Consider the following 18,279-nt stretch of genomic DNA (forward strand, 5'->3'; position numbering starts at 1 on the left):
ATTTATGCAACGCCTTTTGAACAGCTGCAAGCATAACTAGCAACTTGGGTTACTAGATTCTTTTTTTACTCTGCACACTGTATAAATGCTAGAATCCTCAAGTAGACAGTTAGGATACCTAGATGCCAGTTGTAGCTAACTCAATCAAGTTTGGTACAGACGGCTGGCGGGGCGTTATTGGTGACGAGTTCACCTTTGAACGTCTAGCCCTGGTCGCGCCAGTTGCCGCAAAAGTATTATATGATACGTATTTTTCTACAGTGGGTAGCCGGACAATAATTGTCGGTTACGATCGCCGATTCATGGCTGAAGACTTTGCTCGTGCTGTCGCCGATACTGTCACCGCTGTCGGCTTTGATGTGCTGTTGAGCGAAACTTATGCCCCAACTCCAGCTTATAGTTGGGCAGCAAAACAACTCAATGCTTTAGGGGCGCTGGTAATTACAGCTAGCCATAATCCCGGTGCATATTTGGGGCTAAAAGTCAAGGGTTGTTTTGGTGGATCGGTGCCGCCAGAAGTCACAAAAGAGATAGAAGCGCAGCTGTCGGTGGGAGTACCACTAGCAGCTACTCCAGGCAAGCAAGAGAAGTTCGATCCCTGGCCTAGTTATACAGAAGCGTTAGAAGGTAAAGTTGATATTGCCAAACTTAGAGAAGCGATCGCATCTGGTAAATTGACGTTATTTGCCGATGTCATGCATGGTGCTGCGGCTGGTGGATTGGCGAGACTACTAGGTAATCAAGTCAAAGAAATCAACAGCGATCGCGATCCCCTCTTTGGTGGCGGCGCGCCGGAACCCTTGCCTAAATACCTTTCAAAGCTATTTGAAGTCATCAAGACTCACCGAGAAACCGATAAATCAGGTTTAATGGTGGGGTTGGTATTTGATGGAGACTGCGATCGCATTGCAGCAGTGGATGGAGAAGCTAACTTCCTAAGTTCCCAAGTCTTAATCCCGATATTAATCGACCATTTAACCCTGCGGCGCGGTTTTACTGGAGAAATAGTCAAAACTGTTAGTGGTTCCGACTTAATGCCCCTTGTAGCGGCACTACATAACCTCTCAGTCTTTGAAACAGCAGTTGGTTATAAATATATTGCTGACAGAATGTTAGCAGCAAAAGTTTTACTGGGTGGCGAAGAGTCGGGGGGAATTGGCTATGGTAGCCATATTCCCGAACGTGATGCCCTATTGTCAGCCTTGTACGTAGTAGAAGCGATTGTAGAATCTGGTTTGGATTTAGGTGAATATTATCGCCACTTGCAGAAACAAACAGGGTTTACCTCAGCATACGATCGCATTGATTTACCCTTAGCAAGTATGGAAGTGCGATCGCGTCTTTTGCAACAACTGCAAACCCAACCCTTGACAGAAATTGCAGGGAAAGCAGTGATTGATTGCCAAACAATTGACGGCTACAAGTATCGTTTAGCTGATAAAAGCTGGTTAATGATTCGCTTTAGCGGGACTGAACCAGTTTTACGCCTTTACTGCGAAGCCTCAACAATTGAGCAAGTGCATCAAACTCTTGCTTGGGCGAAACACTGGGCGGAGTAAAATTAATTATTAGTCATTAGTCCTTTGTCCTTTGTCCTTGGTAAATGACCGATGACCAATGACTAATGACCAATGACCAATGACTAATGACTAATGACCAAATTACTCGTAGTAGCCACAGGAAATCCAGGTAAATTGCGTGAAATGCAAGCTTATCTTGAAAATTCTGGTTGGGAATTAACCCTTAAACCTGAAGAATTGGAAATTGAAGAGACGGGCGAAACTTTTGCCGCTAACGCTTGTCTAAAAGCGTCACAAATTGCTAAAGCTACGGGAAACTGGGCAATTGCTGATGATTCAGGCTTGCAAGTAGATGCCCTAAATGGCGCACCAGGGGTGTATTCTGCACGTTACGCCAAAACCGACTCAGAACGCATTGCTAGGGTACTCAAAGAATTAGGCAACGAGGTAAATCGGCAAGCTCAATTTGTTTGTGCAGTAGCGATCGCTCGTCCTGATGGTGCGATCGTATTACAATCTGAAGGTGTTTGTCGTGGTGAAATTCTTCACGCACCTCGTGGTGATAGTGGTTTCGGCTACGATCCAATTTTTTATGTGCAAGAGTTGCAATTGACCTTTGCTGAAATGACACGGGAACTGAAGAGGTCAATTAGCCATCGAGGCAAGGCTTTTACAGCTTTACTTCCGCAATTAGAGAGAGTTAAGAGTTAGGAAAGACGCGATTAATCGCGTCTGTGCAAGAGTTAGGAGTTATGAATTCTGCTAAATCTTCATTCATTAGTTCTAACTCATAACTTTTAACTCTTAACTCATAACTTTTTTAAACTGCTTCTGTGTTCTTTTCGCCAGTGCGAATCCTAATCACTTGCTCAACAGGCGAGATGAAAATTTTACCATCGCCGATTTCACCAGTGCGGGCAGCAGCAATAATTTTGTCTACCACCATATCAACCTGATTGTCGTCAACTACGATTTCCACTTTGAGTTTTTGCAGAAACTCAACGGTGTACTCAGAACCACGATACCGTTCAGTTTGACCTTTCTGGCGTCCGAACCCCCGGACTTCAGAAACAGTCATGCCAACAATACCAGCGTTAACTAAAGCAATTTTCACCTCATCTAGCTTAAATGGGCGGATAATAGCTTCTACTTTTTTCATCTTCTTTACTCCTGACTTCTACTAGCTTCGTTTATATATCTAACCAGATCCGCTGTCTGAAGCTGTAACTAGCGGTGCTTTTCCTAAAAAATATGTAATAATTACAACTTTTTTAAAGTGTAAGTGCTTTACTTGAGGGTTTATGACATGAAAAGCGGCAAGGATTTATTAATTGGATAATCTTTGAGGTTCTAACATAAAGAAGTTGCTGTCAATTTAGCATTTTATGTAGCTTTTATAACCTAAAAATAGATCGTTTCCACCATTTAGCAGATTTGTTCGGATATTTAGGAGTAATTGCAGCCAAATTATACGGTAGCCCGCAAGCCTGCTACTGCTGATGACTGTGGGAATGTCAACTAACGTTTCTGATGTTCAAACAAGGGACGCACAACAAAATATCCAGCACTAAAGGCAGTCAGCATGATTAACAAGATGGTAATAATTAACCACCAGCCATTGAGTCCCTTGACATCTGGCTCAGTAGTGGAATAATAACTGACTTGCTGCTCTTCTATAAAAACTGGTTCTGATATCGGAAAGTTCATTTCCATTACAGGTGCAGAAAAGTCTTGGCGGCGGCTTTTTTTAGCTGGTTGTTTGGACACAACAGATGGACGCGAACGAGAAACCTGCTGAGGTGAATGCGCTTGTGTTACTGGCTGTTTGGCGGCACTTTTAACGTCACCAGAAGCTTGGTTAGTTTGGGGATAATTAGCTGTAGCATGGGAATCCACAAAATTTTGCAAACGAGAAAAAGACTCAACGACTTTGGTAATTTCTTGGCGTAATAGTTGATTTTCTTGTACTAGTTGCTGATTTTGGGTGGTGAGTGCATTTAGCCTCGCCTGTGCTGCTTGCAACTCTGTTGACAATTCCCTGTATACAGATAGTGGTACAGAGGGAGGGTAGGCTTGAGTACTCGGTGTTGGCGAATTTCTGTGAACAGAACCTATGGTTGTTCGCATCGGGGGCTTGGTATTAAAAATCAAAGTAATTAGATCGTACAGAGATGCTAACAGAGATAGTCACCCCTGAAACTATGCCCAAGAATAATAGAAAAATACCGAAAGGGCAAAGATTTTTTATTTGGGCATTGGGAATGAGATACTGAGAAAACTTTTCTCTAGTCCCTATCCCCAATACCCAGTCTCCAATCTCTAATCCCTAATCTCTAGTCCCTAGTCCCCACAATGGGAAGAAGTGTCCCACAGGGCCTTGTCCTTCGCCAATATCTAGGGCATAAGTGAGTGCGGTAGTTACATATTCCTTTGCCTGTTGCACTGCCTGCCACAAATCTTTTCCTTTAGCTAGATTAGCAGCGATCGCAGCCGATAGTGTACAACCAGTACCGTGGGTATTTTTTGTCTCTACTTGCTGGCAAGTTAAAACTTCCAACTTGTCCCCATCAAACCAGATATCAACGCCACGTAAATCTCCCTGCATACCTCCGCCTTTGACTAAAACAACCTTTGTCTTTAAAGTCTTGTAAATAATTTCAGCAGCAGCTTGCATATCCTCTAAAGAATTAATTTGTAAACCGCTCAAAATCTGGGCTTCATAGCGATTGGGCGTGATCATGACCGCTTTCGGAATCAAGGCATGGCATAAAGTCTTTACAGCATCATCATCAATTAATTGTGCTCCCGTGCGTGACACCATTACTGGATCGACTACTAGATTATTGATTTGTAAAGCTTCCACTTGCTGGGCAACAGCAAAAATAATTTCCTGATTGAGCAACATTCCAGTTTTGGCAGCTTGTACGCCAATATCCTCAACTACTGCCTGAATTTGCGCCACAACAGCCTCTGTTGGCATAGCATCAACCCTTTTCACTCCTAGAGTGTTTTGTGCCGTGACGCAGGTTATAGCACTAGTACCGTGGACACAGTGAAAAGCAAAGGTACGTAAATCAGCTTGAATTCCTGCACCGCCACCGCTATCTGAACCAGCAATGGTTAAAGCAACAGGTATTCTGGAGTTTATTTCAGCGTTCATATTATGAAGATTAAGTAAGTTGGTGTCATCACAAACTATCTCAAAGATTGATGAACTAAGCTAAAGTCCTCTTTCTTCCTGTGCGATCGCAACCACAACCTGACTTGAGAGTTCTGAATTATTTAGAGAAACTTCATCAAATCCTTGCACAAAGCGCTTTTTATTCTCATATCACTCTGGAAATTAATATAACTCCACCAGACATACCCATAGTTTTTTAGATTTTGTTGTAAAAAAACTTACCACATTCAGGAGTTTTACTGATACCAAGTGCTATTTGTAAAGGTTAGTTTTAACTAAGTTCACAACGCTCAGTTACACCGCTTAAAACAGGTTCAACTAAGTTGTTACATTAGTCCCCTTAAGTTAAAGGGTCAACCTAACTAAAGTTTCAACCAATTTTACTTCGATTGCTTTAACTTTAAATCCGCAGTTATCAGCTAAGGGTGAATTTTACCATGCAGATTTGGCAACCTCCTGACCTAAAACAACGTATAAAGTTCAGAGGAACTACTATGCCAAATACGATCATTTTATTGAAAAAACAGATGCTAAAGCTGATTGACAAAAAGCAGCAATGTCTATGAGGGGCTACGCCTACGCAGCTGCTAAAAATGAAGTTTAGAGTAGAAGCATCTACGCCCTAATCGTCCAATTAATCTCAACAAAACTCTGACGATTGACGGTATTGATATTCCTGATTTAACCATTAACGGTTGACAGGAAAAAATTTTCAGTTTGACAACAGCGTTTCTATAATCGACGCAATTTTAAGTTGCGCTCGGATAACTTTGACTGTCTTTAACAGGGCAGATAAATGATTCATTCAAATAACTACTTAGCAACTGAAGAAAGTTGCTGAGATTGTACTACCAATTTTTCCTACACATCTTTGGAGTAAATAAATGGCTGGCACAACATACTACGTTTCTGCAACAGGTAGTGATAAAAATAATGGCTTAAACGAAGAATCTGCATTTCTCAGCTTGGGTAGAGCCGTGTATGAGATGAAAGCAGGCGACACGCTCTTGGTGATGAATGGAAATTATCAAATGAAAGGGGTTACGCTTTTTAACTTGAATGGCTCACCAGATAACTGGACAACAATAAAAGCTTATCCAGGGGCTAAACCTACGATCACAACAACGGGAAGTGGCATTAATATATTGAGTTCATCTTACGTGCGGATTGAAGGACTTGATATAAAAGGCAATCGGGAAAACATCACTCTTGAATATGCCTTACAAGAGAAGGATAACCTTAATAACCCCTTGACCAATAGTAATGGGATTGCTGTTAATTCATGGAAAAACGCTAATGGTGTAGGTGGTACTAATCCCCATCATATTGTCATCACTGGTAACACAATCCGCAACTTTCCAGGTGGAGGCATAGCATTCAGTAATTCAGACTATATAACTGTTGAGAAAAACATTGTGTCTGGAAACGCTTGGTATTCGGCTCACGGCAATCAGGGAATAACCTCTCTTTACGGTTTTAATTTTGATAACAATACCACTGACTACAGAATAATTTTTCGAGACAATATTGTCTACGATAACCAAAGTTTAGTTCCGTGGAAAGCAGGAGGCACTGACAAAATCACTGAGGGACATGGGATTATGCTTGATACTACCAATATAGGCAAAGATAATGTGCCCTATACAGGTAAGGCATTAATTACAAATAACATCACTTACAACAATGGAGGCGCAGGCATTAGTGTTTTTCAAGCTACCAATGTTGATGTTATTAACAACACGGCTTACAAGAATGCCCGAGTTATTACAGATGCTGGAGAGATTGGTGTTACTTACTCGGAAAATGTACGTGTCTACAACAACATTTTGTATGCAAGCGACAATCAATATGCTAACAGAATCAAGTATGCCACAAATGTCACCTTCGATCGCAATCTTGTTTATAACTCGAACCTATTCCAAGCTTCAGATAATTTAAACGCTACAGGGTTACAGAATCTTTTGGGTCAAGATCCTTTATTTGTTGATGCAGACAAAAAGAATTTTACACTCAAACCTGAAAGTGTTGCGATCGATGGTGGTTCTAATGCCTTCAATAGCGTCACTAAAAAGACTCCTCAAGATGGTGATGGGAATGGCAGTACAGTGGTTGATATTGGTGCATATGAAGCTCCCCGCAGTTCTAACAAAACCCCAGAAATTCAAGTTCTCAATGGCACAGTTAATATTATTGATGGCAACACCGCTATTAACTTTGGTGAGACTCTTGTTGGTGAAGCCTTGACCAAAACCTTTACCATCAAGAACACCGGTATAGCTGTACTCAACCTGAGTAATCTTAAACTTCCTGACGGATTTAGTTTGGTCGGAACTCTTCCAACGAGTGTGGCTGCCAATGCTTCCACTACCATATCAGTGGCACTCAACCCCACTACACCCGGCATCTATAGTGGCAGCCTCAGTTTAAACAACAACGATATTAATGAAAGCACCTTTGACTTTGCCATTAGTGGCACAGTTACTACCCCGGAAATTCAAGTTCTCAATGGCACTGTTGACATTACAGATGGCAACACCACCGCCATTAACTTTGGTGAAACGACTGTTGGGGATACCTTAACCAAAAGCTTTACCATCAAGAACACCGGTACAGGTGCACTCAAGCTGAGTAATCTTAAACTTCCAAACGGATTTAGTTTGGTTGGAACTCTTCCAACAAGTGTGGCTGCCAATGCTTCTACTACCATATCGGTGGCACTCAACCCCACTACATCCGGCAGCTATAGTGGCAGCTTCAGTTTAAACAACAACGATATTAATGAAAGCCCCTTTGATTTTGCCATTAGTGGTACAGTTAGACCCGCTCCTGCCCCGGAAATTCAAGTTCTCAATGGTACTAACTCCAATGACACCTTTATTATCCAACGAGGTGATGGCAATTACAGCATCACCAACTTTGGCGGTGTAGGTATTGGCTCAAACCCTCCGGCTGCGGTGGTTGCCAAGATAGACACCTTGCAATTTATTGGGACTGAATTAACTGCGAGAAATCTGCAATTAACTCAAAATGGCAGCAATTTAGAAGTGACCTTTGGAAATGTAGCTAATACCAAAGTCACTCTGCAAAACTTTAAGTTAGAAAACCTAGACAACTTAGCTGCATCGACAACAAGACCTGCCATCGGCAATATCATATTTGACGGAGAAAACAGTATTACCAAAAGCTTTGATGTGATTAATGCCAACTCCACTGCAACGTATATTTCTACAGCAAACACTGTCACATTCCTCAATGACTTGAACAATAACATCAGCGGTTTTTACACTTCCAATGATGTGATTAATGGTCAAGGGGGTAACGATACCATCAATGGCAGTGGTGGTGACGACCTACTGCGGGGTGGTACTGGCAACGATCTTCTGATTGGTGGACAAGGCAATGATACTCTTGTGGGTGGTATCGGTGTTGACTCTTTCCTATACGACACCAATTCCATCTTTAATAGTGCGGTTGTGGGTATTGATACTATCGCTGACTTCAATCGCTCTCAAGGTGATAAGATTGTCCTCGATAAGACTACCTTTAGTGCTATTACTTCTGTTGTGGGAACGGGTTTTAGTAACGCTAGTGATTTTCAAATCACCAGTTTAGGGGCACTTAGCAATGCTGTAATTGTCTACGACCGTATGACTGGGCAGTTATTTTACAATCAAAATGGTAGCGCTGCTGGTTTCGGCAGTGGTGGTCAATTTGCACAACTTACTGGTGCGCCCTATGTTACTGCCTCTGACTTCATCATTCAAGCATAGCTAGGTCGGGTCAACTGAGTGGAAGTGTAATCCAAACATGAATCGAGTTTTAAGGCGGCTTTCAATTAGATAGACCACACCCATAGTGAAGAATGTAGAGACGTATCAGTGCTACGTCTCTACAAGAGTTTTGGATAACGTATATTGAATTTATGGAGATATTTAATAAATGGTAGTCAAGTAAAAGCCATTCTAAAAAACATCTTTCCGATAAAAACATCGTTGCCCATGAATCATATCACCACTAGCGATCTAACTTTTTGACCAAAAATAGCCGTATTATTTGGAACTTATAGTTTTAATATCACTACTGCTGTAGTTGCGATCGCAAGTCTTGTAATAGCCCCTGTAAAAACTTCCCCCATTCTGCTGCCAAAGGGATTTCTGTAAACGGAACCCGCACTGAGTTAGGAGATTCGGAAAATAGAAATTCTAATTCTATAGAACGACCTTTCTCCGGTGGATTGTTTACATCTACTGGTTTTTCATTTACTAAAACCTGGATTTGTTTGATATCAAGCAAAGAGAATGTTTCTAGTTTAATAGGCCCTTGAGGCGTGGGTTTTCCCCAAGTGATATTGTTTTCTTTTTGACCTAATACAGCATAAATATCATACTTAGCCCGTTCAAATTGCTCTGCCCAAGTGCGATAGGCTTCGACTTTTTGATACTCCCTCGAGCCTTGCCAAGCCAACCAGAAAAACATTACTAACAGCGGCAACCATAAAAGACCACGTTCCATCGTTAAAAAAAATCCTCAGTCCTGAGTGAAACTTGTAACTAAAAGTGCAAAATCTACCAACAAGGGGTGCAGATAAGTTATGGTATGAGCAAACTGGCAAAAAGCGGTGATGAGTTAATATGAGAAAACTTATATTATTGTGCTTGTTTGTCATTGGGCTGGGAGCTGCCATATTTGGTTTCCTAAATTTTCAGGGATTGGCAGCTAAAGGAGAGTTTGAGACGATTTTGCTTGATTTTCGGGAAGATATTCCATCATCTGTGGTGGAACAACATTTGCAAGCGATCGCCAAACAATACAACGTTACACCCCAATTAGACAACAAGTTTTCCAAAAAAGATAATGTGTATATTATCAAGGGCGATCGCCAACGGCTCCAAGAACTGAAAAAATCTCAGTTTGCCCAAGCGACAGAATTCATTGAACCAAACTATATCTACAACAAGATTCCACAACCAGGTGAAGCCGCTTGGCTAGGTGAATTTTTGCGACCCCAAGAAGATGAAGAAGCAAGTCCTTCATTAACTGGCCCTAATGACCAATATTACAGCAAGCAGTGGAACTTGCACAAAATCGGTGTTGAAGGTGCATGGAGTCAAACCAAAGGCAGTGGCATCACAGTCGCAGTTATTGACACCGGAATTACCAAAGTTCGCGACTTGTATGAGACAAAATTCGTCAAGGGCTATGATTTTGTTAACGACCGAGAAGAAGCCACAGACGATAATGGTCATGGTACCCATGTTGCCGGAACTATTGCTCAAGCCACAAATAACAAATATGGCGTCGCTGGAATTGCCTACGAAGCCAGTCTGATGCCCCTGAAGGTACTCAGTTCTTATGGCGGTGGTACCGTTGCCGATATTGCCGAAGCGATTAAATTTGCTGCTGATAAAGGCGCAGATGTGATTAATATGAGCTTGGGTGGTGGCGGTGAAAGCCAGTTGATGAAACAAGCGATCGAGTATGCCCATAGAAAAGGTGTTGTTATTATTGCCGCAGCCGGCAATGAAAACGCCAATGGAGCAAGCTATCCAGCTCGCTATCCCTACGTCATCGGCGTTTCGGCAATTGGCCCAGATGGCGAAAGAGCGCCCTATTCTAACTTTGGTGCAGGGGTAGATATCTCTGCTCCTGGTGGTAGTGAAGCTGGCAAGATTCTCCAAGAAACCATCGATGAAAAAGGCGAAGGCGTATTTCTCGGTTTTCAGGGTACAAGTATGGCTTCTCCCCACGTTGCTGGTGTTGCGGCATTAATCAAAGCTGCTGGCATCAAAGAACCAGATGAAGTCTTAAAAGTCCTCAAACAGTCCGCACGAGTTATTCAGGATGATGGTTTGAACTATTATGGCGCTGGACAACTCAATGCAGAAGCAGCAGTCAAATTAGCCTTTGGGGGGCAAATTAGTTTCCCAGATTTCTTCCGGTGGTTACGGGATAACGGCTATCTTAACCCCGGCTTTTGGATTGATGGTGGTGCGGTAGCACTGTTACCCAAGATTTTAATGGTAGTTGGTTCCTATCTGCTGGCTTGGTTTTTACGCGTTTACTTCCCCTTCGCTTGGAGTTGGTCTTTATCCAGTGGACTAATTGCCGGTAGTTCTGGGTTATTCTTCCTCAAGGGAATCTATATTTTTGATCTTCCCCAATGGCCTTTCCGGGTTTTGGGCAGTTCAATTCCCGAATTGGGCAATACTCTCCAGGGAACTGATGCATTAAATCCCCTATTTGCCAGTGTACTGATTCCCATTGTGTTGATGGCATTGCTGCTAGGACATCCTAGTTGGAAATGGTTTGCCATTGGTTCAACCTTAGGTGTCGCAGCGTGCTTAACTACAAGTGCGTTTTTTGATCCCGCAGTTTGGGGGTTGGGAAGTGGTCACTTAGCACGCCTCTTCCTCATTGCCAATGCCCTAATCTGTTATGGACTTGTTCGTTTAGCATTGAAAAACGAAGAAAAAATAGCATAAATAGGGAATAGGGAATGGGGCATAGCGCATGGGGAATTAATTTTTATAACTCCTAACTCCTAATTCCCTACTCCCCTCACTCAGCACGGGCTAAACGCCCCACTACCGCTAACAGCACTCAGCACTCAGAACTGTTATGAGCATTACACTTACAGGTACAGTCGAACGTCGTGATATTGGTACAGGCGCATGGGCGTTAGTTACAGAAGAAGGTGTTACTTACGAAATCCTCAGAGGGGCTGACAAAGACTTACTCAAAGCCGGACAAAAAGCAAAAGTTAAAGGGCAGGTGCGTGAAGATATCATGACAACTGCCATGATTGGCCCTGCCTTAGAGGTCAAATCTTTTGAGGTAATTAGTTCTGATTAGCTGTGGAATTCAGAACTTCTTGCAGACGGCTTCTAAACTCACCTTTGGGATGGCCTCCTTTTACTTCACCAACAATCTGAAATTCCCCCTCTGGAGAATTGCAGATGATGTAAGTAGGCCATCCCATTTCTGATTTATCGGGATATTGAGTCAATAAAATCTTGCGATACTTGCGGTAAGCAGTGGTATCTTGCATTTTTACATCGATAAACTCTAAACCCAGTTCTTCAGCCACCTTTTTGTCATAAAAAGACATTTTGTGGCAGATGCCGCACTCTTCTGAAGAGAACTTAATTACAGCTAAACTCATGGGTTGGCTACTCTTTGATTATAAACAAAGTTTTTTAGCATAATGCCATGAAATATTACCATATAGCTGGTCATTAGTGTCAATCTCAGGCTGAAACCTCGATCCAGTATTTTTTCCATAATAGTAGTCTGTCAAGTTGAAATTGATGGGTTCATCGGTGACACATCAGTGCGATGTCTACGAAGGTCACTAAGCCAAGTTGAAGTGCGGGCTACGCCTACGCCAAAATATTAAGTAGGATATGAAGATCAACCCAAAGCTATTCAATATTTGGCTTTAGGCTTGCATGTAACAATGTCAAAATCTATATTCAAAAAAATAAGGTGCGTTAGCTGTCTTTGTAACGCACCATCTATTAGTAATTGTAGATTAATAAATCCACATTCCTTATTCTTCTGGCTCTAAATCAACTTCTTCCTCTTCATCTTCCTCACTGGCTTTAGCAACGGAGTTAGCAGAAACAACAGCACCTTTATCTAACTTTTCACGCACCAGTTTTTTAATTTCTTCAGCGAATTCGGGCTTTTCTTCTAGATATTTAATGGCGTTGTCTCGTCCTTGGGAGATATTATCGCCGTTGTAACTATACCAAGCTCCTTTGCGGACAATAATGCCAGTTTCTTCTGCTAGGTCAACAAGACAACCCAAGGTAGAAATACCTTTACCAAAAATAATGTCGAATTCAGCGATTCTGAAAGGCGGCGCTACTTTATTTTTAGCAACTTTGACTTTAACGCGATTACCAAATTCATCAGTACCTTTTTTCAAGGTTTGAATTCGGCGAATATCCAAGCGCACCGAAGCGTAAAATTTCAATGCGTTACCGCCAGTAGTAGTTTCTGGGCTACCGTAGGTAACACCGATTTTTTGCCGCAACTGGTTGATGAAAATGACTGTACAACCAGATTTACCAATATTGCCCGTAATTTTACGTAGGGCTTGGCTCATTAACCGTGCTTGCAGACCAACGTGGGCATCACCCATATCGCCTTCAATTTCAGCACGGGGAACCAGTGCTGCTACTGAGTCAATAACTACAATATCAACCGCAGCAGAGCGAACAAGCTGATCGACAATTTCTAAAGCTGATTCGCCAGTGTCAGGTTGGGAAATCAGCAAATTGTCAATATCTACACCCAATGCCGCAGCATAAGTAGGATCGAGGGCGTGTTCTGCATCAACAAAGGCTGCAACACCGCCATTTCTTTGCACTTCGGCGAGTGCATGTAGCGCTACTGTAGTCTTCCCGGAACTTTCCGGGCCATAAATTTCAATTACCCGCCCTTTTGGTAAACCACCACCCAATGCTAAATCTAGGGTGAGCGCTCCACTGGAAATGGTCTCCACCCGCATCCGGGTAGCATCGCCCAGGCGCATGATTGCTCCTTTACCAAAGCTGCGCTCAATCTGGTTGAGCACCATAGTCAGCGCTTTTTGCTTGCCTGAAGTATCGGTGTTGATAGCCATTCTTGCCTCTAATGCCTCTAAATATATGGTTTTAAGGAGTGTTGCTCTGGGAAATTGAGTAGAACAGATATACTATTTTAACCAGAAAATTCTGGAATAGGACTTCTCAAATCAAAAAAGGGTGTAACAAGATCGTAACTCGATCGCTACCAGATTAGGGTAGTCTTGCACAATGATACCAACTTGCATTCAGAGATAGCTTGTTTTGGCTGGGTAAGCAAGGGTTTTCAACAAAAAATTATCTAAACAACTGAGCCTTATGCACTGTACATAATGAGACTGCTTTGTTTTGGAGAGAGAAAAAACCTCTATCATGGTGCGTAGGCGTAGCCCGTTGTAGACATCGCTCGTTAAATCCCAATCTAGCCACAACAAAAAACTAAGTAGTCTCCAGCATCGATAAATCTATTAAAGTTACTGCTATCCTTGAATCCAGCTTGTTGGCATGGAGATAATCTATTGATATCATAGTAACATAAGTTACATAAATTATCTTCAGCAAACGTGAATAAATCACAATCTATTAAGCTACTTGAAAGTGAGGGATGGACAAAAGCAGATGCTATGCGTGCTTTGGAAGTAATTGACTTTAGTACCAATCCTGATGAGATTACCATTCGCAGAGCTATTTCGCTTTTTGCTGGTTCTGAACTAATCAAACGTCAGCGTCTTCAAGCTGCCCAGAAAGGCCTGGTAACGAAGAAAACTAGAGAGATTGAGTTGAAAGAGCAGGAATATGCTGCCAAAATTGACCAAGTTAAAAAGTATCCAAAACAGGAAAGAGAAAAATACGAAGCTGAAATTAAAAGCTTGTCTCAGAAAAATAATATTTTAGAAGTTGAACTCAAAACAATATATTCTCAAAACAAAAATTTAACCGAAGTTAATGAACAACTCAAAAAAGATAATAAATCTCTAAAAATTTTAGTTGATCAAATTAAACTTAAACTAGCCATGAATACTAAAGAAATTCTCAAATATGAAGATAGTGAAATTCGGAAAGCAGTAATTACTTTTTTCAAATGGACTTTAGGATAAAGCACTGAATATATGACTGAGCAAAAAGGTAAAAAAAGAAATTTTAGAGGGATGAGTTATCGGGTTGTTCAACTCGCTAACTCAAAGAACCGGAGCAAGCTTCATAAAAAAGACCAAATTTGGCTAAAAGAAAACTTTTACAAAAACGTTGGTTGGGATAATGTTATTAACATTTATCAAAAAATAGAGGAGTTTATAGGTAATTATTATTTGGAAGAGTTGACGCTTGAAGAATTATTTATTGAGGCTGATAAGATTGGCAATAAATATCTCACAAATCAAGAAATAAATGACTATAACCAAAGCTTATCTAAAGAAGTTAACGAGGTAGCAGAAGAAATAGATAAGCAGTTTCCTGAGACAGAAATAGAATTTATTGATTTTAGTCAAAATACTAATATTAAATACAAAAGTAAGCCTAATCAAAAGACATATAGAACAGTAAAAATTTAGCAAAAAATATGATTAATATTGAAAATAAAGAACTTAAAAAATTATTTGAGCTTGCGGATACAATTGGCAACAAGCGATATCACAGGCTAACTTATGAAGATTTTGAAACCTATAGGAAATTCAATTATTGGCGCTATATTAATGGTGATTATGAGTGCGGTACAACCCAAGATAGTAAAGATTGGGTGAGAGAAAATTCCAATTGGTACTGTCCAATTTGTGGATCTCACTACTCTGACAAAGGTGGTAAGACGATAGATCACAAGCTACCTCGGTCACAGTATCCTTGGTTATCAATGGAATTCAAGAATTTATGGGTTATTTGCCAGGTTTGTAATAAAGAAAAGGGTGAAATGCATTGGTATAAGTATGAACACTATATATTTGTTCGCTACCCCGATATTTATCTTACTGTGAAGATGGCACGTCCTAGCCAGTTACTCCAGTCTTTGAAGGATTAAACTAAATTTAATGGCGTGCAGGGGAGCAAAATATTTGTTAGAAATGCAGAGTTGTTTGCTTGTAATGACTAAATTGGTGAATAAGTTTATTATCCACCTATACAATTTAAACAATTTCTTGCACTATTACTGCTTAATTTATTTCTAATTTAATTTTGGAGTATTTCCAATTTGATCATTCAACACAACAAAAAATCAATTAACGTTATTTGCTAAGATTTGATTAGGTTTTTGCTCTCATACATCTTTGATGACTTTCGACCTTCCCGACTCTCTGATTCTTGATACAGCACTTTCAGTTTCTGGATTAACTGACTACATCCGCTTGCTGTTAGAGCAAGATGAACAATTGCGGCAAGTTTGGGTAACTGGCGAAGTTTCTAGCGCTAACAACCATCGCAGTGGGTTGTTTTTCACGCTGCAAGATACCGATCGCACCGCCGGAATTAAGTGTGTAGTATGGAATAGCCAATTGCCAAAACTCGCCCAAGTGCCTGTTCCTGGTGAACAGATAATTATTTTGGGCAGTATTCGCGTGTATCCGCAACGGGGAGAGTATCAGTTATCAGTTTGGCAAACTCTACCTGCTGGTGTTGGTTTACAGGCGTTACGCTATCAACAACTCAAAAATCGCTTGCTGGCTGAGGGATTATTCGACGCGCAAAGAAAGCGATCGCTCCCCACTCACCCCCAAACGATCGCTGTTGTCACTTCACCAACGGCTGCTGCTTGGGGTGATATTCAAAAAACTCTCAAACAAAGATATCCAGGTTTACAGGTTTTATTTTCTCCCGCAACAGTACAAGGTGAGCAAGCGCCGGAATCTATCGTTAAGGCTATTGAGCGGGTGGAAAGAGATGGTCGCGCCGAAGTGCTAATTTTATCGCGGGGTGGTGGTGCGGTGGAAGAATTAGCTTGCTTTAATGATGAACGAGTGGTGCGATCGCTGGCGAGTTGTTCCATTCCTGTAATTACTGGTATCGGGCATCAACGAGATGAATCTTTAGCAGATTTAGTCGCAGATGTATGTGTGCATACACCCACTGCGGCAGCAGAAATGGTTGTACCAGCACTTTCAGAGTTGTATACTGAGCATCGGCAGCGAGTTGTCGCTTTACATGAGGCAGTGCATGACTTTAAAGAAAATGCTGAGAATAAACTGCAAGTATTGCGGAATCGTTTGCGACGTTTGCGCTTAGATCGGCAAGTGCAGCAGGAAGTGGAAAAGCTTGCTTGGAAGCGTCAGCATTTGGTGCAAATCACCACGGGGCGATCGCAGCAAGCAACGCAGCATCTAGAATTATTACGGCAAAAGTTGGCTAGTCTTGACCCGAAAGCGGTGTTACAGCGTGGTTATGCGGTGGTGAGGCAAGAAGATGGAGCGATCGCTCGTTCGGCAGCAGAGTTGGCTGTGGGGCAAGAGTTAATGATTCAATTGGGGCAAGGTGAGGTTAAAGTGAAGGTTATGGAAGTGAACGAACCGCAGAGGCGCAGAGGACGCAGAGAGATTAATGGTTAAACGTAAGGGTGCTTCTAGTTCTGAGGAAGGTTGGAATTATGAGGCGAAGGTTGCTGAGATAGAGGGAATTATTACTCGCATTGAGGCGGGTGAATTGGAATTGGAAGCTGTGTTTGACCAATTTGCAACTGCTGTGGAGTATTTGCGTCAGTGCGAAGGTTTTTTGCAGCAGCGACAACAGCAGGTAGATTTGTTGATTGAAACATTAAGTCAAGAGTAGATGCCGGAGACTCTAGTTTGAGTCTAGGCTAGTAGTGTGAATATAGAAGTTTGCTTTAAGTGAGATACAAAATGCAGGACTCAAAATCTGAGATATAAAGAGCTTCTGCCTCCTCCCTCCTTGAAGCCAGAATTCTAATGAGGAGTTGGATAAACAGAGAATGACTGATGAAATCATTGATTTGACAAACTGCGATCGCGAACTAATCCATATTCCCAGTTTGATCCAACCTCACGGGATTTTAAGTCCGGCGAATTACTGGCTTTGATCGCGTCATGGTCTATCGATTCGATTGGGAAGGGGCAGGCAGGGTCATTGCTGAAGACACGAATCAGGAAACGCCCTATCTGGATTTACACTATCCACCCTCTGACATTCCCAAACAAGCCCGACAGCTATATACTCTCAACTGGCTGCGGCTGATTCCAGATGCTAGCTACCAGCCTGTAACCTTAATTCCAGCGAACAATCCTTTAACAAATCAACCGTTGGATCTCAGTCTCTCGGTGTTGCGGAGTGTTTCTCCGATTCATCTAGAGTACCTACAAAATATGGGCGTGACCGCCTCTATGTCTATTTCTCTGATGCAAGATCAAAAGCTTTGGGGATTGATTGCCTGTCACCATTCGTCACCCAAATATATTGCTTACAATATCCGCACCATCTGCGAGTTCATTGGACAGGTGATGTCTGTGGAACTGGCAAATAAAGAAGTGAGTGAAGACATTGATTACAAAAGTCAATTGAAGTCATTGCAAACTCAATTTGTTGAAGAGTTGTCTCAGGCTGAGTATTTCCTAGATGGTATGGTGCAACTAAAATCTCAATTACTCAATCTGGTTAGCGCTACTGGTGCGGTGATATGCAGTGATAACCAGTATATTCGAGTCGGTAAAACGCCGTCTGAGAAGGAAGTTTACGCCTTACTTGATTGGATTAAACCTCAACTGCATCATAACTTGTTTGAGACGCGACCGCTCACGAAAAATTACCCTGCCGCCTCCTTCTTTAAAGCGATCGCTAACCCTAACTGACTTTACCACCGAACCGCTCAGTGGTGCTGTGTCTTTAACCAAAGAAGGACTGCATACATTTCTTCGCGCCTACCAACAAAAGAAACTATTGAATTTCAAACATCCAGTCATGGGAAACAAATGCACCTACCAAGAATCCTTTGAAATTCAAGCGAGGTTATTAAGTAAATACCTGATGAACGAAATCGATAAATATCCTCCTTTAATTCTCAAATAACTTCCCC

At 41.8% G+C, this 18,279-nt stretch carries 17 protein-coding genes and 1 pseudogene; 12 read left to right on the plus strand and 6 right to left on the minus strand.

All coding sequences use genetic code 11. From position 1 onward, the window contains the following. Nucleotides 1–122: 122 nt before the first annotated feature. The gene (locus RMY16_RS21595) at nt 123–1,559 is read left to right on the plus strand and encodes a phosphoglucomutase/phosphomannomutase family protein (protein ID WP_322738102.1); all 1,437 of its coding nucleotides are present in this window, start codon (nt 123–125) and stop codon (nt 1,557–1,559) included. Between the two features lie 93 nt (nt 1,560–1,652). After that, a complete protein-coding gene (gene rdgB, locus RMY16_RS21600; RefSeq protein WP_322738103.1) occupies nt 1,653–2,231 on the plus strand; it encodes an RdgB/HAM1 family non-canonical purine NTP pyrophosphatase in 579 nt (192 codons plus the stop codon). Nucleotides 2,232–2,340: 109 nt separating this feature from the next. Here the strand turns inward: rdgB and RMY16_RS21605 are convergent, their stop codons facing one another. The 3 genes from RMY16_RS21605 to thiD form a co-directional block, all read right to left on the minus strand. Further along, nucleotides 2,341–2,679, minus strand: coding sequence for a P-II family nitrogen regulator (locus RMY16_RS21605; RefSeq protein ID WP_012410794.1), 339 nt, complete (start codon nt 2,677–2,679; stop codon nt 2,341–2,343). 359 nt (nt 2,680–3,038) lie between these two features. Beyond that, complete coding sequence (locus RMY16_RS21610; RefSeq protein ID WP_322738104.1) at nt 3,039–3,647, minus strand: hypothetical protein; 609 nt, start codon at nt 3,645–3,647, stop codon at nt 3,039–3,041. 199 nt (nt 3,648–3,846) lie between these two features. Next, nucleotides 3,847–4,680 carry a bifunctional hydroxymethylpyrimidine kinase/phosphomethylpyrimidine kinase gene (thiD, locus tag RMY16_RS21615; RefSeq protein WP_322673716.1) on the minus strand — a complete coding sequence of 278 codons (834 nt, stop codon included), beginning with the start codon at nt 4,678–4,680 and terminating at the stop codon, nt 3,847–3,849. A gap of 905 nt (nt 4,681–5,585) precedes the next feature. Between thiD and RMY16_RS21620 the strand changes: the two genes are divergently transcribed. Then, a complete protein-coding gene (locus RMY16_RS21620; protein WP_322738105.1) occupies nt 5,586–8,471 on the plus strand; it encodes a choice-of-anchor D domain-containing protein in 2,886 nt (961 codons plus the stop codon). Between the two features lie 307 nt (nt 8,472–8,778). Here the strand turns inward: RMY16_RS21620 and RMY16_RS21625 are convergent, their stop codons facing one another. Beyond that, nucleotides 8,779–9,213 carry a hypothetical protein gene (locus tag RMY16_RS21625; protein ID WP_322738106.1) on the minus strand — a complete coding sequence of 145 codons (435 nt, stop codon included), beginning with the start codon at nt 9,211–9,213 and terminating at the stop codon, nt 8,779–8,781. A 119-nt stretch (nt 9,214–9,332) separates the two neighbouring features. On the opposite strand from RMY16_RS21625, the gene RMY16_RS21630 reads away from it, so the two are divergent. Both RMY16_RS21630 and RMY16_RS21635 read left to right on the plus strand, forming a co-directional pair. Continuing rightward, nucleotides 9,333–11,183: a S8 family peptidase gene (locus tag RMY16_RS21630; RefSeq protein ID WP_322666547.1), complete on the plus strand. Its 1,851-nt coding sequence runs from the start codon at nt 9,333–9,335 to the stop codon at nt 11,181–11,183. Nucleotides 11,184–11,319: 136 nt separating this feature from the next. After that, nucleotides 11,320–11,553: a hypothetical protein gene (locus tag RMY16_RS21635; protein ID WP_289796246.1), complete on the plus strand. Its 234-nt coding sequence runs from the start codon at nt 11,320–11,322 to the stop codon at nt 11,551–11,553. Here the strand turns inward: RMY16_RS21635 and RMY16_RS21640 are convergent. Further along, nucleotides 11,540–11,863 (minus strand): thioredoxin family protein, encoded by a 324-nt coding sequence (locus tag RMY16_RS21640; protein WP_094327275.1) that lies wholly within the window; start codon nt 11,861–11,863, stop codon nt 11,540–11,542. The genes RMY16_RS21635 and RMY16_RS21640 overlap by 14 nt on opposite strands. A gap of 387 nt (nt 11,864–12,250) precedes the next feature. Next, nucleotides 12,251–13,330: a recombinase RecA gene (gene recA, locus RMY16_RS21645; RefSeq protein ID WP_322666551.1), complete on the minus strand. Its 1,080-nt coding sequence runs from the start codon at nt 13,328–13,330 to the stop codon at nt 12,251–12,253. 504 nt (nt 13,331–13,834) lie between these two features. On the opposite strand from recA, the gene RMY16_RS21650 reads away from it, so the two are divergent. The 7 genes and pseudogenes from RMY16_RS21650 to RMY16_RS21680 form a co-directional block, all read left to right on the plus strand. Continuing rightward, nucleotides 13,835–14,368, plus strand: coding sequence for a hypothetical protein (locus RMY16_RS21650; RefSeq protein ID WP_322738107.1), 534 nt, complete (start codon nt 13,835–13,837; stop codon nt 14,366–14,368). A gap of 12 nt (nt 14,369–14,380) precedes the next feature. After that, a complete protein-coding gene (locus RMY16_RS21655) occupies nt 14,381–14,821 on the plus strand; it encodes a hypothetical protein (RefSeq protein ID WP_322738108.1) in 441 nt (146 codons plus the stop codon). An 8-nt stretch (nt 14,822–14,829) separates the two neighbouring features. After that, nucleotides 14,830–15,282: an HNH endonuclease signature motif containing protein gene (locus RMY16_RS21660; protein WP_322738110.1), complete on the plus strand. Its 453-nt coding sequence runs from the start codon at nt 14,830–14,832 to the stop codon at nt 15,280–15,282. Nucleotides 15,283–15,532: 250 nt separating this feature from the next. Then, nucleotides 15,533–16,801, plus strand: coding sequence for an exodeoxyribonuclease VII large subunit (xseA, locus tag RMY16_RS21665; protein WP_322738111.1), 1,269 nt, complete (start codon nt 15,533–15,535; stop codon nt 16,799–16,801). Continuing rightward, nucleotides 16,794–17,021: an exodeoxyribonuclease VII small subunit gene (gene xseB / locus RMY16_RS21670; RefSeq protein ID WP_099102361.1), complete on the plus strand. Its 228-nt coding sequence runs from the start codon at nt 16,794–16,796 to the stop codon at nt 17,019–17,021. The genes xseA and xseB overlap by 8 nt, the downstream gene beginning before the upstream one ends. Nucleotides 17,022–17,296: 275 nt before the next feature. Further along, nucleotides 17,297–18,055, plus strand: a complete 759-nt coding sequence (locus RMY16_RS21675) for a GAF domain-containing protein (protein ID WP_322738112.1) — start codon at nt 17,297–17,299, stop codon at nt 18,053–18,055. Continuing rightward, nucleotides 18,033–18,272 (plus strand): annotated as a pseudogene (locus tag RMY16_RS21680) (type I-D CRISPR-associated endonuclease Cas1); the annotation flags it as partial. The gene RMY16_RS21675 and the pseudogene RMY16_RS21680, both read left to right, overlap by 23 nt. Nucleotides 18,273–18,279 lie beyond the last annotated feature (7 nt).

The sequence above is a fragment of the Nostoc sp. DedQUE12b genome (assembly GCF_034530835.1).
Classification (GTDB): Bacteria; Cyanobacteriota; Cyanobacteriia; order Cyanobacteriales; family Nostocaceae; genus Nostoc.

What these genes read in the sequence shown, in the direction of transcription:
- RMY16_RS21595 (WP_322738102.1), top strand. Translation starts at nt 123, where the DNA reads ATGCCAGTTGTAGCTAACTCAATCAAGTTTGGTACAGACGGCTGGCGG.
- rdgB (WP_322738103.1), top strand. Translation starts at nt 1,653, where the DNA reads ATGACCAAATTACTCGTAGTAGCCACAGGAAATCCAGGTAAATTGCGT.
- RMY16_RS21605 (WP_012410794.1), bottom strand. Translation starts at nt 2,679, where the DNA reads ATGAAAAAAGTAGAAGCTATTATCCGCCCATTTAAGCTAGATGAGGTG.
- RMY16_RS21610 (WP_322738104.1), bottom strand. Translation starts at nt 3,647, where the DNA reads ATGCGAACAACCATAGGTTCTGTTCACAGAAATTCGCCAACACCGAGT.
- thiD (WP_322673716.1), bottom strand. Translation starts at nt 4,680, where the DNA reads ATGAACGCTGAAATAAACTCCAGAATACCTGTTGCTTTAACCATTGCT.
- RMY16_RS21620 (WP_322738105.1), top strand. Translation starts at nt 5,586, where the DNA reads ATGGCTGGCACAACATACTACGTTTCTGCAACAGGTAGTGATAAAAAT.
- RMY16_RS21625 (WP_322738106.1), bottom strand. Translation starts at nt 9,213, where the DNA reads ATGGAACGTGGTCTTTTATGGTTGCCGCTGTTAGTAATGTTTTTCTGG.
- RMY16_RS21630 (WP_322666547.1), top strand. Translation starts at nt 9,333, where the DNA reads ATGAGAAAACTTATATTATTGTGCTTGTTTGTCATTGGGCTGGGAGCT.
- RMY16_RS21635 (WP_289796246.1), top strand. Translation starts at nt 11,320, where the DNA reads ATGAGCATTACACTTACAGGTACAGTCGAACGTCGTGATATTGGTACA.
- RMY16_RS21640 (WP_094327275.1), bottom strand. Translation starts at nt 11,863, where the DNA reads ATGAGTTTAGCTGTAATTAAGTTCTCTTCAGAAGAGTGCGGCATCTGC.
- recA (WP_322666551.1), bottom strand. Translation starts at nt 13,330, where the DNA reads ATGGCTATCAACACCGATACTTCAGGCAAGCAAAAAGCGCTGACTATG.
- RMY16_RS21655 (WP_322738108.1), top strand. Translation starts at nt 14,381, where the DNA reads ATGACTGAGCAAAAAGGTAAAAAAAGAAATTTTAGAGGGATGAGTTAT.
- RMY16_RS21660 (WP_322738110.1), top strand. Translation starts at nt 14,830, where the DNA reads ATGATTAATATTGAAAATAAAGAACTTAAAAAATTATTTGAGCTTGCG.
- xseA (WP_322738111.1), top strand. Translation starts at nt 15,533, where the DNA reads ATGACTTTCGACCTTCCCGACTCTCTGATTCTTGATACAGCACTTTCA.
- xseB (WP_099102361.1), top strand. Translation starts at nt 16,794, where the DNA reads ATGGTTAAACGTAAGGGTGCTTCTAGTTCTGAGGAAGGTTGGAATTAT.
- RMY16_RS21675 (WP_322738112.1), top strand. Translation starts at nt 17,297, where the DNA reads ATGGTCTATCGATTCGATTGGGAAGGGGCAGGCAGGGTCATTGCTGAA.